This is a genomic window from Pseudomonas sp. NFR09 (assembly GCF_900111535.1).
Taxonomy (GTDB): domain Bacteria; phylum Pseudomonadota; class Gammaproteobacteria; order Pseudomonadales; family Pseudomonadaceae; genus Aquipseudomonas; species Aquipseudomonas extremorientalis.
The window spans coordinates 22,257-37,648 of sequence record NZ_FOIH01000016.1 but is presented as its reverse complement, the minus strand read 5'-3'; the positions used below and the strand labels follow the sequence as shown (position 1 = coordinate 37,648).

Below are 15,392 nucleotides of genomic sequence, written 5' to 3'. Positions count from 1 at the left end.
AAGCCTTGAGCAAGGGCTGCAATGGGTGGGCTGAGGGCGCGGATTTTCCAGAGTTACGCTTTATAGCTCCAGTTGACTGGCGTTGATGCCGAAGGCCTTGGCAATTTTTTCCCGCGTTGCACGGCGAGGTTTGTTCACCGACTCTTGTTGGGCAAATGCGGATTGGGAAATGCCCAGGCGTTTGGCAACCTCTTCCTGGGTCAGGTTCAGGTGTTCGCGCCATGCACGGATAGGGGTTGCCCCATCCACCAGGCGGCTTACCACCGCATGGGGAATCAGATTTGGATCGTTCTGCCGGGCCAGATAATGTTCATAGGGAATCACCACAAAGGCTGGCTTGCCCTCCGTATTGTGGATGATCTGTACGGCAGTAGGTTCGCTCGTCACGCTTCTTGACCTCTTCAATGCTGACCACATGGATATCGCGATCCCAATCGAAAAGGACTCGGTAATTACCCACGCGCAAGCGATAACCATGGGGGTAATTGACCAATGCCTTGACGTTGGCTGCCTCGGGCATGCGCTCAAGCGCTGACACCGCATCGCGTACCTGTTGCTGATGATACGTATGCAACCGAAGCAGTTGCTTTACGGATTTTCTAGTCCAGTGGATGGAGTTCATTGGAAGATTAATAAGTCTTTTATAAGGTTATCAAGCGATATTTTCAGACGCCGGCCAGTGGCGGTTCGCGCTGCCCTCACAAACCGTAGACGGTCGCCGCACACACCGACCGGTATAACTGTTGCCAGTTATGAGGCACTGATATGAAGGGCCATCAACTCGGGAATCGAATCGATACAAAGTCATGGCGGTTGCCTGCATGGGACCCGCACCGCTATTGTGCTGAATCCTTTTAGTCTTTCCCTTGGGTTGTCGTGATGAATGCACCGCGTACCGCAGTCGGTCCGATCAAGGCCGTGATTTTCGATATGGACGGGTTGTTGCTGGACACTGAAGGCATCTATACCGAAGTCACGCAAATCATCGCCGAGCGCTACGGCCGCACCTACGACTGGGGCATCAAGCAGCACATCATCGGGCGTGGTGCCCAGGACCTGGCGGACTACGTGGTGAAGGCGCTGGACCTGCCGATCACACCGGCTCAATTCCTGGAGATCCGCGAACCGCTGATGAGCGAGCGTTTCCCCAAGGCCTTGGGCATGCCCGGCGCCGAAGCCTTGGTGCGGCACTTGAAGGCGCACAATATCCCGATTGCCGTGGGCACCAGTTCGTCGCGCAATTCGTTTGGCCACAAGACCACCTTGCACCGCGAATGGTTTGGCCTGTTCGACACCATCGTCACCGCTGACGACCCGGAAGTGGGCGCCGCCAAACCCGCGCCAGACATCTTCCTCACCGCCGCCCGCCGCCTGGGCGTTGCGCCCGAGGATTGCCTGGTGTTCGAAGACTCACCCTTCGGCGTCACTGCTGCCAAAGCTGCCCATATGACCGCCATCGCTGTGCCGGATGAAGCCATGGCCGACAGCAAGTACCACCACGCCGACCAGATCATCCGCAAGCTCGCGGACTTTGACCTGGCGGCCTACGGCCTGCCACCTCGAACCTGATTGATCGCGGTTGAAAATGTGGGAGGGGCGGTGCGACGATTCGACTTGCCCCCTCCCACATTTGATTTGCAGTGTTCAGGAAGCCCTAGGCGCTGAAGCCACCATCGATGGTCAAGCTTGCACCGGTGATATAGCCCGCTTCCGGTCCTGCGAGGTAAGCCACAAAACTGGCAATCTCCTCCACATGCCCATACCGCCCCACCGCCATCAACCCAATCAGACTCTCGGCAAAATCACTGTTGGCCGGGTTCATATCGGTGTCCACCGGCCCAGGTTGCACGTTGTTGATGGTGATCCCCCGTGGCCCCAGATCCCGCGCCAGGCCCTTGGTCAAGCCCACCAGCGCTGCCTTGCTCATCGCATATGGGCCACCGCCACCAAACGGCATGCGTTCGGCATTGGTGCTGCCGATATTGATCACGCGGCCGCCTTCACCCATATGCCTGGCCGCTTCCTGGGTTGCGATAAACACGCTGCGTACGTTGATTGCCAGGGTCTGGTCAAAGTCTTCCAGCTTGAAATCCTCCAGCGGCGCGATGGCCAGCACGCCGGCGTTGTTCACCAGTATATCCAGACGCCCAAAGGCTTCGACGGTGGCGTTGACCGCATTGCGTATCGCATCGGCATCGGCGCTGTCGGCATGGATCGCCAGGGCTTTGCCGCCTTCGCTGATCACGCTGTTCTGCAGTTCTTCGGCCTTGGCGGCCGAGCTGACGTAGGTAAAGGCAACGGCTGCGCCCTGCGCGGCAAGACGTTTGACGATGGCGGCGCCGATGCCGCGAGAACCGCCTTGAATCAAGGCGACTTTGCCGCTGAGGTTTTGGGTGGTCATGTCGATCTCCAAGCTGTTCAAGGCGGGATGCCTTGTTGTTGGAACCGAGTATCGACCTCGCCAGCCCCTCCCGGTAGACCAGGATTGCTATAGTCTGTGTAAACCAAAAGTTTAGAGTGGTCGATATGGAAAGCTTTGGCAGTATCGAATGTTTCGTGCGCAGCGCCGAAGGTGGCAGCTTTGCCGAAGCGGCGCGGCACCTGAGCCTGACACCGGCGGCGGTGGGCAAAAGTGTCGCCAAGCTCGAAGCGCGTTTGGGCGTACGCCTGTTCCAGCGCAGCACCCGGCGCCTTACCCTCACCGAAGCCGGCAAGCTGTTTCTCGAAGAGGTCAGCGGCAGCCTTACCACCATCCAGAACGCCGTGGCCAACCTGGCCAGCGCTGAAGGGCGGCCGGTGGGCACGTTGAAAGTGAGCATGGGTACGGTGTTTGGCAATCGCTACGTGGTGCCGCTATTGGGCGCGTTCATGCGCCGCTTCCCGGACATCAGCCCGGACTGGCATTTCGATAACCGCCAGGTCGACCTGATCGGCCAGGGCTTCGATGCCGCCATCGGAGGGGGCTTCGAGCTGCCCCAGGGGGTGGTGGCGCGCAAGTTGACCCCGGCCCATCGCGTGCTGGTGGCGTCACCGGACTATCTGGCACAGCGTCCCCCGGTGCGGGTGCCCGAAGACCTGGCGCGTTGCCACGGGATTCTCATCCGTTCACCGCAGACCGGGCGCGTGCGCTCCTGGCAATTGACCAGTACCGAGCGTGAACACCGCCCGCTGGTGCTTAGACCGAGCATGACCATGAGCGATTCCGAAGCCGCCTGCTGCGCCAGCGCCCAAGGCCTGGGCGTCGCCTTGGTGAGCATGCCTATGGCCGTGCCATTCCTGGACAGCCGTGCGGTGGTGCGAGTGCTGCCCGACTGGTACGTCGACGACGGCAACATTTCCATCTACTACGCCGAACACAAACTGCTGCCCGGCAAGACCCGCGCGTTTGTGGATTTCATCATCGAGCAATTCGCCGAGCAGCAGTTGAACCAACGCTTCAGCGCGGCCAACCGATGACTTTTTTCGCCCTTGGCGTTGCGTAAGTCCTGATCTTCGACGTCGACAACCCCAGCCGCACCAGCGACTCGGCAATGGTCACCGCCGCTGTCACCCCATCCACCACCGGCACACCGGTGCGCTGGCGAATCTGCTCATCCAGCCCGGCCATGCCGCCACAGCCCAGGCAGATCACCTCGGCCTTGTCTTCGCTGATGGCCAGTTCCGCCTGGCGCACGATGGCCTCCATCGCTGCCAGCGGGTTTTCTTCCAGCTCCAGCACCGCCATGCCACTGGCGCGCACCGAGGCGCAGCGCTGGTACAGGCCGGCCAGTTTCAGGCGGTCTTCGATCAGCGGCACCGTGCGGTCCAGGGTGGTCACTACCGAGTAGGCGTGACCCAGGAACATCGCCGTGCTGGCGGCGGCTTCGGTGATGTCCACCACCGGCACGTTGAGCAATTCCTGCAAGCCTTCACGACCATGCTCGCCGTACCCGGCCTGGATCACTGCATCAAACGGCTGGTCATAGGCCATCACCCGGTCCATCACCGCGATGGCCGCCAGATAGCTTTCAAAGTTGCCCTCCACCGATTCGGCGCCGAAGTACGGCGTGAGCCCGACAATCTCGGTGCCCGGCGCAGCCACGGCGCGCGCCTGCTGGGCGATGGTTTCAGTGATGGATTCGGTGGTGTTGACGTTGACCACGAGGATACGCATGGAAGGTCCTTGATTAATGACTGACGTTATCGACGGCAATGCTTTCGCCGCTGACATCGGCGTAGAACGGCTGGCGCTTGGCGATCAGCAAGTACAACAGCCCTGCAATACCGGCGCCAAACATCCAGGAAAACGGTGACACGTTGGCAAAACCCGGTAACAAGGCCAGGAGAATGGCGATCACCGCCGCAGGAATAAACGCTGCCACCGCACGCAAATTGACTCCACGGCTGTAGTAATAAACGCCGCGCGGGTCTTCGCTGTACAACTGCGGCACGTCCACCTGGCTTTTACGGATCAACCAGTAATCGACCATGATCACCCCATACAGTGGCCCCAGCAGCGCGCCCAGGCCGGACAGGAAGTACACGATCACCAGCGGGCTGTTGTAGAGGTTCCACGGCAGGATCAGCACCGCCACGGTGGCGCTGATCAACCCGGCGCGACGGAAGTTCAGGTACTTGGGCGCCAGGTTGCTCAGCACAAAGGCCGGCGCGACAAAGTTGGCCATGATGTTCACCGCCACGGTGACGATCAGGAACGCCAGACAGCCCAGCACCAGGAAAAAGGTATTCGGGATGGCCGCGATGATCTCGGTCGGGCTTTCGATGACTCGGCCATTGAGCTGGAATTGCCCGCCGCACAGCAGCACGGTGATCGCGGCAAACACCAGGATATTCACTGGCAGGCCCCAGAAGTTACCCACCTGAATGGTCTTGCGGCACGGCGAGGAGCGGGCGAAGTCGCAGAAATTGAGGATCAGCGTGCCGTAGATCGCCAGCCACAGCGCGCCGCCGGCAAAGATATTGCGCCACATCTCGCCGCCGCTCAGCGGCTCGCGGATCGACCAGGCGATAGTCCCGCCGGTCTGGAAATACATCCAACCGGCCAACGACGCCACGGTGAGCAAAATCACCGGTCCGGCGAAGCCTTCGTAGCGGCGTACCATTTCCATGCCATAGGCGAGGATCACCAGTTGCACCAGCCAGATTGCTACGAAACACACCCAGCCGAGGGACGACAGGCCCAGGATCGAATTGTGGTCGTATTCGGCAAAGCCGGGATGAATCGCCGTCAGCAACACGCGGAACACCACCGACGCCAGGTAGGTCTGGATGCCGAACCAGGCAATCGCAATCACCGCGCGGATCAACGCCGGAATCTGCGCGCCATGAATGCCGAAGCTGATACGGCTGATCACTGGAAACGGCACACCGGTTTTCTGGCCCATATAACCCGACAGGTTCATGAAGAAGTACACCAGCGCCGCACCGATGCCGAGAGACAACAGAATCTGCCAGCCGCCCAGGCCCAGCGCATACAAACCAATGGCGAACGAGTAGTTGGCGATGTTGTGCACGTCATTGGTCCACAGCGCAAAGATGCTATAGCGACCCCAGCGCCGGCCTTCAACCTTGGTGGGCGCCAGGTCCTTGTTGTGCAGGCGTGGGCTCAGCACCAGAGGGCCGTGCTCGATGGCTTCGGGCTTCAGGGAGGAGGGCAGATCCAGTGCGATGTTATTCGAGAGGCTTGTACGCATTCCGGCAGGCTCCAGCACATCGGCAGCCAGGCCGCAGATGGCAAAGTGTATGTAGGTTTTGTATTTATTGTATACAAAGCGTGTTTCACCTTAAGCCACTTGCGTGCCAGTTTTTGATCTATGAAAACCTGGGGTAATTTCGTTTTTATAGGTTTATTGAATAACTGGCTGAATTAAAAGCAATATAAATTGACCGCTTGAACAGCTATTTATTTTTTGGTGGGAGCCGGGCTATTTGTAAAGACAAAAGACAGGAGGGGAGAGGTGTTACGTAATGGTGCGCAACAAGCTGGATTGCACACATAAATGGCACCGATGGTTACATATGTGTGTACACGTTCAGTGGCTAACATAACTCAAATGTGGGAGGGGGCTTGCCCCCGATTGCGGCGTGTCAGTCACTATTGACCTGGCTGACCCACCGCTATCGGGGGCAAGCCCCCTTCCACATTTTTACAGCGCAACTTCAGGCCTTGCTGATGATATTCCCCGCATGCAACCCGCATTCCTTCTGCGTGGCTTCCTCCCACCACCAGCGACCTTCACGCTCATGCTGGTTCGGCAACACCGGGCGGGTGCAGGGCTCGCAGCCGATGCTGATGAAGCCGCGCTCATGCAGGCTGTTGTAAGGCAGTTCCAACATGCGGATGTAACCCCAGACTTCCTCACTGGTCATCTGCGCCAGCGGGTTGAACTTGTACAGGGTGCGTTCCGGGGTAGAGAAGGCCGTGTCGATTTCCAGCGCCGCCACCTGGCTGCGGGTGCCGGGGCTCTGGTCGCGGCGCTGGCCGGTGGCCCAGGCAGTGACGCCGGCGAGTTTACGGCGCAGCGGTTCGATCTTGCGCACGCCGCAGCATTCGCCGTGGCCGTCCTTATAGAAGCTGAACAGGCCTTTCTCTTTGACGAAGGGTTCCAGCTTGCTCTGGTCCGGCGAGATCAGCTCGATATCGATCTTGTAGAACTCGCGCACCTGCTCGATGAACCGATAGGTCTCCGGGTGCAGGCGGCCGGTGTCGAGGCTGAACACCTTGACGTTCTTGTTCAGCTTCCAGGCCATGTCTACCAGCACCACGTCCTCGGCGCCGCTGAAGGAAATCCACAGGTCATCACCGAACTGGTTGAAGGCCAGCTTGAGAATGTCCTGGGCGGATTTGTTGGCATAAGTCGCGGCGAGTTCAGCGACGTCGAAGGCTTGGTTCATCAGGACGGTTCCTACAGGTCAGTGGCGCTGAGCGCTCTATAGGGGAGCGATGGTATCAAAATCCGCCCTGCGTTGCGGCGGCGAGCATGAATCGCTAGAGTTCGGCAGTCCTTTTGCTCGCTCAACCAACAACATCTATAAGGGAGTGTCTTGTGGAAATTGCCTGTCTCGACCTGGAAGGGGTACTGGTTCCGGAAATCTGGATCGCCTTCGCCGAAAAAACCGGTATTGAATCCCTGCGCGCCACCACCCGGGACATTCCCGACTACGACGTTCTGATGAAGCAGCGCCTGCGCATCCTCGACGAGCACGGGCTCAAGCTCGCCGACATCCAGGCAGTGATCGCCACCCTCAAACCGCTGGATGGCGCCGTCGAGTTCGTCAACTGGCTGCGCGAGCGCTTCCAGGTGGTGATCCTGTCCGACACCTTCTACGAATTCTCCCAGCCGCTGATGCGTCAGCTGGGTTTCCCGACCCTGCTGTGCCACCGCCTGATTACCGACGAAACTGACCGTGTGGTGAGTTACCAACTGCGCCAGAAAGATCCGAAGCGCCAGTCGGTATTGGCCTTCAAGACCCTCTACTACCGCGTGATCGCCGCCGGCGACTCCTACAACGACACCACCATGCTGGGCGAAGCCGACCGTGGGATTCTGTTCCACGCGCCGGAAAACGTGATTCGCGAATTCCCGCAATTCCCGGCGGTGCATACCTTCGAGGAGTTGAAGAAAGAATTCATCAAGGCCTCGAATCGGTCGTTGAGCCTGTAAGGCTTTCAGCGCGGCTGATGGCCTCTTCGCAGGCAAGCCAGCTCCCACACTTGACCGAGTTCCATCATGAGAATGCAGTCAAATGTGGGAGCGGGCTTGCCCGCGAAGAGGCCAGCCCAGTCACTACAAACCGTCCAGTGTCTCCAGCAACACCCGCACCTTCGTCAGCGACTCCTGATACTCCGCCTCCCACTGCGAATCCGCCACAATCCCGCCGCCGCCCCAGCAGCACACCTGGCCATCCTTGACGAGCAAACTGCGAATGGCGATGGAACTGTCCATCTCGCCGCGCACATCCAGATACACCAGCGAGCCGCAGTACAACCCACGGCGAGTCGGCTCCAGCTCGTCGATGATCTGCATCGCGCGGATCTTCGGCGCGCCGGTGATGGAGCCGCCGGGGAAGCTGCCGGCGATCAGGTCGAGCGCGTCCTTGCCGTCGGCCAGCTCGCCGATGACGCTGCTCACCAGGTGGTGCACGTTGGGGTAGCTTTCCAGGCTGAACAGCTCCGGCACGCTGACCGAGCCGGTGCGGCAGGTGCGCCCCAGGTCGTTGCGCAGCAGGTCGACAATCATCAGGTTTTCGGCGCGGTCCTTGGGGCTGGCCAGCAGTTCGGCGGCGTTGGCGGCGTCTTCCTCAGGCGTCAGGCCGCGTGGGCGGGTGCCTTTGATGGGGCGGGTTTCGACCTGGCGTTTGCTGATGTGCACGAAACGCTCTGGCGACAAGCTCAGCACCGCGCCGTCGTCCGGCAGGCTCTGGAACCCGGAGAACGGCGTCGGGCAAGCTTCGCGCAGGGCGCAGTAAGCGACCCATGGATCGCCGATGCACGGGGCCCGGAAACGCTGGGCAAAGTTCACCTGGTAGCAGTCGCCGGCCTGGATGTAATCCTGGATGCGCACGATAGCCTGGCGGTAGGCCTCGGCGGTGAGGTCCGGTGCCATGGGACCGTTCAACTTGAAGATTGCCGCGCTGTCGGCGACCGGCTGGCCGAACAGAGTGATCAAGCGTTGCTGCTCGCTATCGGCCAGTGTCGGATGAAACACGAGCTGGCTGGTCTGCGCCTGATGATCACTGATCAATGCCCAGGCATACAGCCCGAAGCGCGCATCCGGCAGGTGCAGGTCATCCGCGGCAAGGTGCGGCATGTGCTCCAGGTGTCGGCCAAAGTCATAGCTCAGGTAACCGATCAACCCACCGGCAAACGGCAGCTCATAACCAGCAGGCAGATCCGCCTCGCCCAACTGCGTAAGATTTGCACGCAAGCGTTGCAGGAAATCACTGCCGCTTTCGTCGTGCGATACCGTCAATGTCGTGTGTGGCCACGCGCTCAACAGGTCATACCGTCCGCGCTCGGCTGCCGGTCGGCCGCTGTCCAGCAGCACTGCGCCAGGCGCATGGCGAATCGCCGCGAAATACTCGGCGGGGTTGGCCCGGTAGGGCAGCGGGTGTACGGAGCAGGTCAACATGCGGGGTGGATCAGCCATTGGCGCGGGGGAGGGGATTGTAGTCCCCCGTAGGATTTGCTCCTAGGGGGGATGTCGGGGATAGACAGATTGAAGACCTGATCAGCCTTCGACGGGGGGAATATGCCCAAACATTTCCTGCACGAACTTCACCCGTTCTTCCGGGGTTTCCGTCACGCCAGCGGCGTTCAGCGCTTCCAACCGTGCTTCCACCGCATGGGTGCGCAGGGTCAGGCCGCAGTCATTGGCAATCTGGATATTCAGCCCAGGCCGCGCATTCAGTTCCAGGATCAACGGGCCTTTTTCCTGGTCCAGCACCATGTCCACGCCGATATAGCCCAGCCCGCACAGCTCATAGCAGCCGGCGGCGAGCTTCATGAAACCGTCCCAGTTGGGCAACTGCACGCCATCCACCGCATTGGTGGTGTCGGGGTGTTTGGTAATGATGTTGTTCAGCCAGGTGCCGCGCAGGGTCAGGCCGGTGGCGAGGTCCACGCCGACGCCAATTGCACCCTGGTGCAGGTTGGCCTTGCCGCCCGACTGGCGGGTCGGCAAGCGCAGCATCGCCATCACCGGGTAGCCCATCAGCACGATGATGCGAATGTCCGGCACGCCTTCATAGCTGATGCTCTTGAAGATCTGGTCGGGCACCACACGGTATTCGATCAACGCACGATCACGGTGGCCGCCCAGGGAATACAGGCCAGTGAGGATGCTGGAAATCTGATGCTCGATCTCTTCATGGCTGATGATCTTGCCCGACACCGTGCGATAGCGCCCTTCAAAGCGGTCGGCGACCACCAGGATGCCGTCCCCGCCGGCGCCCTGGGCCGGCTTGATCACGAAGTCGCTGCGCCCGCCGATGATCTCGTCGAGCTTGTCGATTTCTTTCTCGGTGCTGATCACCCCGTACATTTCCGGTACATGGATGCCGGCCGCCAGCGCGCGCTCCTTGGTGATGATCTTGTCATCCACGATCGGGTACAGGCTGCGCTTGTTGTACTTGAGCACGTAGTCGGCGTTACGCCGGTTGATGCCCATGATCCCGCGCGCTTCCAGGGCTTTCCAGGTCTTCCAGAAACCGAACATTACCGGTCAGCCTTCAAGAACGCCTTGAAACGCACCAGCTCGGTCAGGCGGTAACCGCGATAACGCCCCATGGCCAGCATGAACCCCACCAGGATCAGCAGGACCGCCGGGAAGGTGAACACGAAGTAGATCAGCTCCGGCACGCTCATGATCAGGTGCGCCAGGGACGCCGCGAACAGCGTACCAATCGCCACTTTCAGCGCATGGTTGGCGCCGCGTTCCTCCCAGGTGATGGACAGGCGTTCGATGGTCATGGTCAGGATCACCATCGGGAACAGCGCCACCGACAACCCGCGCTCCAGCCCCAGCTTATGGCTGAACAGGCTGATGGCCGCAATCAGCACTACCACGAAGGTCAGCACCACCGACAACCTTGGCAGCATCTGCAATTTCAGGTGTTCCAGGTACGACCTGAGGGACAGTCCCAGCGCCGTGATAATCGTAAACAGCACAATCCCGAAGCCCAGCTGCGTCTCGCGGAACGCCAGGGCGATCAGCACCGGGGTGAACGTGCCGAGTGTCTGCAGGCCGATCAGGTTGCGCAGGATAAGGATCACCAGCACGCCAATCGGGATCATCACCATGATCATGAAGGTCTGCTGGGTTTGCAGCGGCAGGCCGTACAGCGAGTATTCGAGGAAGTTGGCGTCGGTGTTCTCGTCGGTCAGCTTGGCCAGGCGAATCGCGTTCATCTCGCTGTTGTTCAGGCTGAAGGTCACCATGGCCTTCTTGCCGCCCTCGACGGTGATCAGGTTTTCATCACCGGTCCACCACAGCAGGCGGTCGGCGGGCAGGCCCTGTTCGCCGGTGTCCGGGTTGAAGTACAACCAGTCATTGCCGTTGAAGCTGCGCAACCACAGTTCCGGGGTTTGCGGCTGGTCGGCGACCAGGCGGATGGTGTGGACCTTTTCCACCGGCACGTGGGCGATGGACAGCAGCAGCTCGACGATCTTGGCCTTGTGTGGCGTCGAAGGGTCGCCCGCCAGCAGCAGTTTCACATTGTCGTCGTTGAGGTTATTGGTGCGCTTGATCGCTTCGGTGATAAACGTCTCGACGTCGGCCGAGTGCTGGCGGATCGGCGCCAGCAGGGCTTCGGCGGCAATCTTTTCCGGGCCTTCCACGGCGATGCTGTCGCGGAATGTGGGGCCTTTGACCTTGACCTTCTCGCCGCTGTAGCGCTTGGTCAGCACCAGGCGGTAGTACAGGGTCTGGTTACCCTTGGCGCGGCGCGCCGACCAGGTGACCTTGCGGTTGCCGTCGATGCGGTTGACGCTCACCCCGTAGTTATTCGAGATGAAGCTTTCGTTGAGGCTGACGAAGTCGCGGCTCAGGGGCGGCACGAACATCTGGATCTTTACCGGGTCTTTCGGGTTGGCGACGAACTCGACCTTGGCGTCGATGTTCCACAAGTCGTCGGTGGCGTCCTCGGTGACGGGGATCCCCAGCACGAAGATCTGATAAGCGGTGACCGAAATACCCAAAACCACCAGGATGGTGATCAGGATCTTCAGGTGCAGGGTCAGAGAGCGCATTCGGTTTACTCGGCGGTATGAGCGTCGGTGGCGCAGGCGGGTTTGCCTGCTGCGTATTTAAGACTGGGGTCGACCAGCGCATCAAAGCGTTTCAGCGCTTCGGAGCCGATCAGCAGCGGGTATTGGAATGCGCTGCGGTCAGTCAAGTTCACTTCGATGCTGCGTAAAGCAGTGCCCATGCAGATATCCAGGGCAATCACCGGACGGGCGGTGTAGTTCTTGTCCTCATCGGGGTCGTAGTCACCGGCGCGGCGCTTGATCTTGCTGACGCGGGCCAGGGGACGCTCGATGGGATGGGAATGGGCGGTGTCGATGGCCAGGTAGAAGCGCACCCAGGATTCGCCGTTGCGCTTGAAGCGCTTGATATCACGGGCACTGAGCGAGGCGGTCTTGGCACCGGTATCCAGTTTGGCGGCGACTTCCAGGTCGATACCGGCCAATTGGGCGTATTCGTTGAGGCCATACACGGTCTTCTCGGCGGCAGCGCCGAGGCTGGGTGCGGTCAACAGGCACATCAATAGAAGGAAGGGTTTGAGTCTCATAGATCCCGAGGCGGCAGTGCGATGTTCAATTCAAGGCGACTGGCATTGCTGCGCAAACTCCCTCGTACGCCGTTTCATCCAATGATGTCAGGCAAAAGTGCCGGGCATTCTAACATGATGCTTTTTTGGCGCCAGCGCTGGCAGGCGGCCATGCCCTGATAGGGTGCAACCCTGGTTATTAGACGATTGTCGACAATGTGTATTTATTCTTTGACTATCCTGGGCTGATTGGCTAGTTTTTGCGGCATTGCTTTCAAAGGTGTCGACAATATGCTGGATCAGCTGGAATCCCCAGTGGTGGCGCAAGACGATTCCCAGACCATGTCCGAGAACGTCTTCCGGCGTATCCAGGCCGCCATCGTCAAGGGCGAGATCGCCCCGGGCAGCAAGATCTCCGAGCCGGAGCTGGCGCGCACCTACGGCATCAGCCGTGGCCCGCTGCGTGAGGCGATCCACCGCCTGGAAGGCCAGCGCCTGCTGGTGCGCGTGCCTCACGTTGGCGCGCGGGTGGTGTCGCTGAGCCACGACGAACTGATCGAGCTCTATGAAATCCGCGAATCCCTCGAAGGCATGGCTTGTCGCCTGGCTGCCGAGCGCATGACCGACGCGGAAATCGAAGAGTTGCGCCAAGTGCTGCACACCCACGAGCGCGACGAAGCCTTCCAGGCCGGCCTGGGCTATTACCAGCAGGAGGGCGACTTCGACTTCCATTACCGGATCATCCAGGGCGCCGGCAACCGCACCCTGACCCAGATGCTCTGCGGCGAGCTGTACCAATTGGTGCGCATGTACCGCATCCAGTTTTCCGCCACCCCCAATCGTCCGCGCCAGGCCTTTGCCGAGCACCACCGCATTCTCGACGCGATTGCCGATCGCGACGGTGAACTGGCCGAACTGTTGATGCGCCGGCATATCGGCGCATCCAAACGCAATATTGCCCGTCACTTCCCGGACGGCACTCCCCCATCACGAGGTGAATGATGAGTTCCAATAACAAGACGACTCCCGGCCAGCGTTTCCGTGACGCGGTCGCCAGTGAACACCCGCTGCAGGTGGTAGGTGCGATCAACGCCAACCACGCACTGCTGGCCAAGCGCGCCGGGTTCAAGGCTATCTACCTGTCGGGTGGCGGGGTGGCGGCTGGCTCCCTCGGTGTGCCGGATCTGGGCATCACCGGCCTGGACGATGTGCTGACCGACGTACGCCGCATCACCGACGTGTGCGACCTGCCGCTGCTGGTGGACGTGGACACCGGCTTCGGCTCCTCGGCATTCAATGTGGCGCGCACCGTCAAGTCGATGATCAAGTTCGGCGCGGCCGCCATCCATATCGAAGATCAGGTGGGCGCCAAGCGTTGCGGTCATCGCCCGAACAAGGAAATCGTGTCCCAGCAGGAAATGGTCGACCGTATCAAGGCCGCCGTGGATGCGCGCACCGATGACAGCTTCGTGATCATGGCGCGTACCGATGCGCTGGCCGTCGAAGGCCTGGAATCCGCGCTGGAACGTGCCGCCGCCTGCATCGAGGCCGGCGCCGACATGGTGTTCCCGGAAGCCATCACCGAGCTGGAGATGTACAAACTGTTCGCCTCCCGCGTGAAAGCGCCGATCCTGGCCAACATCACCGAGTTCGGCGCCACGCCGCTGTACACCACCGAACAGTTGAAATCTGCCGATGTTTCCATCGTGCTGTACCCGCTTTCGGCCTTCCGCGCCATGAACAAGGCCGCCGAGAATGTCTATACCGCGATCCGTCGCGACGGTACCCAACAGAACGTGATCGACACCATGCAGACCCGCATGGAGCTTTACGATCGCATCGACTACCACACCTTCGAGCAGAAGCTCGATGCGCTGTTTGCCGCGAAAAAATAACCCGGCGCACTCCCGAATAAATTCAAGATTGGAGAACAGACATGGCTGAAGCAAAAGTATTGAGTGGTGCCGGCCTGCGTGGCCAGGTGGCTGGGCAGACCGCACTGTCCACCGTGGGCCAGGCGGGTGCCGGCCTGACCTATCGCGGCTACGACGTGCGCGAACTGGCCGCCGATGCGCAATTTGAAGAAGTCGCCTACCTGCTGCTGTACGGCGAGTTGCCGACCAAGACCGAGCTGGCCGCCTACAGCGCCAGGCTGGGCAAGCTGCGCGACCTGCCGCAAGCGCTGAAGGAAGTGCTGGAGCGTATCCCCGCCGACGCCCACCCGATGGACGTAATGCGCACCGGTTGCTCGTTCCTGGGCAATATCGAGCCGGAAAAAGACTTCAGCGTGCAGCGCGACGTCACCGACCGCCTGCTCGCTGCCTTCCCAGCGATCATGTGCTACTGGTACCGCTTCAGCCACGACGGCAAGCGCATCGACTGCGTGACCGACGAGCCGAGCATCGGCGGCCACTTCCTGCACCTGCTGCACGGCAAGAAGCCCAGCGAGTTGCACGTCAAGGTGATGAACGTGTCGCTGATCCTCTACGCGGAACACGAATTCAACGCCTCGACGTTCACCGCTCGGGTGTGTGCCTCGACCCTGTCCGACCTGTATTCCTGCGTCACCGCCGCCATCGGCTCGCTGCGCGGCCCGCTGCACGGCGGCGCCAACGAAGCGGCGATGGAAATGATCGAGCGTTTCTCGTCCGCTGAAGAGGCGGTCGAAGGCACCCTCGGCATGCTGGCGCGCAAGGACAAGATCATGGGCTTTGGCCACGCGATCTACAAAGACAGCGACCCGCGTAATGAAGTGATCAAGGGCTGGTCGAAAAAACTTGCGGACGAGGTGGGCGACAAGGTGCTGTTCCCGGTCTCCGAAGCCATCGACAAGACCATGTGGGAACAGAAGAAGCTGTTCCCCAACGCTGACTTCTACCATGCCTCGGCGTACCACTTCATGGGCATCCCGACCAAGCTGTTCACCCCGATCTTCGTGTGCTCGCGCCTGACGGGCTGGGCGGCGCATGTGTTCGAACAGCGCGCCAACAACCGCATCATCCGTCCAAGCGCCGAATACACCGGCGTCGAGCAGCGCAAGTTCGTGCCAATCGAACGTCGCTGAATGGGAATGCCGACGATCCCGAATTGTTAACCGGATCAAATGTGGGAGGGGGCTTGCC

At 60.5% G+C, this 15,392-nt stretch carries 15 protein-coding genes and 1 pseudogene; 6 read left to right on the top strand and 10 right to left on the bottom strand.

Features of this window, described 5'->3' with window-relative positions:
• Positions 1–60: 60 nt before the first annotated feature.
• A complete protein-coding gene (locus BMX59_RS27825) occupies positions 61–417 on the bottom strand; it encodes a helix-turn-helix domain-containing protein (RefSeq protein WP_071491428.1) in 357 nt (118 codons plus the stop codon).
• Positions 371–622, bottom strand: a pseudogene (locus BMX59_RS27820) (type II toxin-antitoxin system RelE/ParE family toxin); the annotation flags it as partial. The gene BMX59_RS27825 and the pseudogene BMX59_RS27820, both read right to left, overlap by 47 nt.
• A 257-nt stretch (positions 623–879) precedes the next feature.
• Between BMX59_RS27820 and BMX59_RS27815 the strand changes: the two are divergent.
• Positions 880–1,569 carry an HAD-IA family hydrolase gene (locus BMX59_RS27815; protein ID WP_093128093.1) on the top strand — a complete coding sequence of 230 codons (690 nt, stop codon included), beginning with the start codon at positions 880–882 and terminating at the stop codon, positions 1,567–1,569.
• An 85-nt stretch (positions 1,570–1,654) separates the two neighbouring features.
• On the opposite strand, the gene BMX59_RS27810 is transcribed toward BMX59_RS27815, so the two are convergent.
• A complete protein-coding gene (locus BMX59_RS27810) occupies positions 1,655–2,401 on the bottom strand; it encodes a 3-oxoacyl-ACP reductase family protein (protein WP_092243314.1) in 747 nt (248 codons plus the stop codon).
• A 125-nt stretch (positions 2,402–2,526) separates the two neighbouring features.
• Between BMX59_RS27810 and BMX59_RS27805 the strand changes: the two genes are divergently transcribed.
• Positions 2,527–3,456 (top strand): LysR family transcriptional regulator, encoded by a 930-nt coding sequence (locus tag BMX59_RS27805; RefSeq protein WP_092242646.1) that lies wholly within the window; start codon positions 2,527–2,529, stop codon positions 3,454–3,456.
• Here the strand turns inward: BMX59_RS27805 and BMX59_RS27800 are convergent.
• The 3 genes from BMX59_RS27800 to BMX59_RS27790 all read right to left on the bottom strand — a co-directional run bounded on the left by BMX59_RS27800 (position 3,437) and on the right by BMX59_RS27790 (position 6,894).
• Complete coding sequence (locus BMX59_RS27800; RefSeq protein ID WP_071491425.1) at positions 3,437–4,153, bottom strand: aspartate/glutamate racemase family protein; 717 nt, start codon at positions 4,151–4,153, stop codon at positions 3,437–3,439. The genes BMX59_RS27805 and BMX59_RS27800 overlap by 20 nt on opposite strands.
• Positions 4,154–4,166: 13 nt before the next feature.
• Entirely contained in the window at positions 4,167–5,693 is a 1,527-nt protein-coding gene (locus tag BMX59_RS27795; RefSeq protein WP_093128091.1) for an NCS1 family nucleobase:cation symporter-1, read from the bottom strand.
• 466 nt (positions 5,694–6,159) lie between these two features.
• A complete protein-coding gene (locus tag BMX59_RS27790) occupies positions 6,160–6,894 on the bottom strand; it encodes a phosphoadenylyl-sulfate reductase (RefSeq protein WP_071491423.1) in 735 nt (244 codons plus the stop codon).
• 152 nt (positions 6,895–7,046) lie between these two features.
• On the opposite strand from BMX59_RS27790, the gene thrH reads away from it, so the two are divergent.
• A complete protein-coding gene (thrH, locus tag BMX59_RS27785; RefSeq protein WP_093128089.1) occupies positions 7,047–7,664 on the top strand; it encodes a bifunctional phosphoserine phosphatase/homoserine phosphotransferase ThrH in 618 nt (205 codons plus the stop codon).
• A gap of 123 nt (positions 7,665–7,787) precedes the next feature.
• Here thrH and pabB read toward each other — a convergent pair whose 3' ends face one another.
• The 4 genes from pabB to BMX59_RS27765 form a co-directional block, all read right to left on the bottom strand.
• On the bottom strand, positions 7,788–9,131 hold the full coding sequence (pabB, locus tag BMX59_RS27780) for an aminodeoxychorismate synthase component I (protein ID WP_093128087.1): 1,344 nt from the start codon (positions 9,129–9,131) through the stop codon (positions 7,788–7,790).
• Between the two features lie 99 nt (positions 9,132–9,230).
• Complete coding sequence (locus BMX59_RS27775; protein ID WP_071491420.1) at positions 9,231–10,217, bottom strand: alpha-L-glutamate ligase-like protein; 987 nt, start codon at positions 10,215–10,217, stop codon at positions 9,231–9,233.
• Positions 10,217–11,749 carry an osmotic stress tolerance membrane protein RloB gene (locus tag BMX59_RS27770; RefSeq protein ID WP_093128085.1) on the bottom strand — a complete coding sequence of 511 codons (1,533 nt, stop codon included), beginning with the start codon at positions 11,747–11,749 and terminating at the stop codon, positions 10,217–10,219. The genes BMX59_RS27775 and BMX59_RS27770 overlap by 1 nt, the downstream gene beginning before the upstream one ends.
• A 5-nt stretch (positions 11,750–11,754) precedes the next feature.
• Positions 11,755–12,291, bottom strand: coding sequence for a retropepsin-like aspartic peptidase RloA (locus BMX59_RS27765; RefSeq protein WP_093128083.1), 537 nt, complete (start codon positions 12,289–12,291; stop codon positions 11,755–11,757).
• A gap of 270 nt (positions 12,292–12,561) precedes the next feature.
• On the opposite strand from BMX59_RS27765, the gene BMX59_RS27760 reads away from it, so the two are divergent.
• Genes BMX59_RS27760 through prpC form a run of 3 tightly spaced genes read left to right on the top strand, consistent with a single transcriptional unit; the run spans position 12,562 to position 15,334 of the window.
• Entirely contained in the window at positions 12,562–13,272 is a 711-nt protein-coding gene (locus BMX59_RS27760; RefSeq protein ID WP_058427390.1) for a GntR family transcriptional regulator, read from the top strand.
• A complete protein-coding gene (prpB, locus tag BMX59_RS27755; RefSeq protein ID WP_021491517.1) occupies positions 13,272–14,165 on the top strand; it encodes a methylisocitrate lyase in 894 nt (297 codons plus the stop codon). The genes BMX59_RS27760 and prpB overlap by 1 nt, the downstream gene beginning before the upstream one ends.
• A gap of 41 nt (positions 14,166–14,206) precedes the next feature.
• Entirely contained in the window at positions 14,207–15,334 is a 1,128-nt protein-coding gene (prpC, locus tag BMX59_RS27750; protein ID WP_092242678.1) for a bifunctional 2-methylcitrate synthase/citrate synthase, read from the top strand.
• The last annotated feature ends 58 nt before the right edge of the window (positions 15,335–15,392 follow it).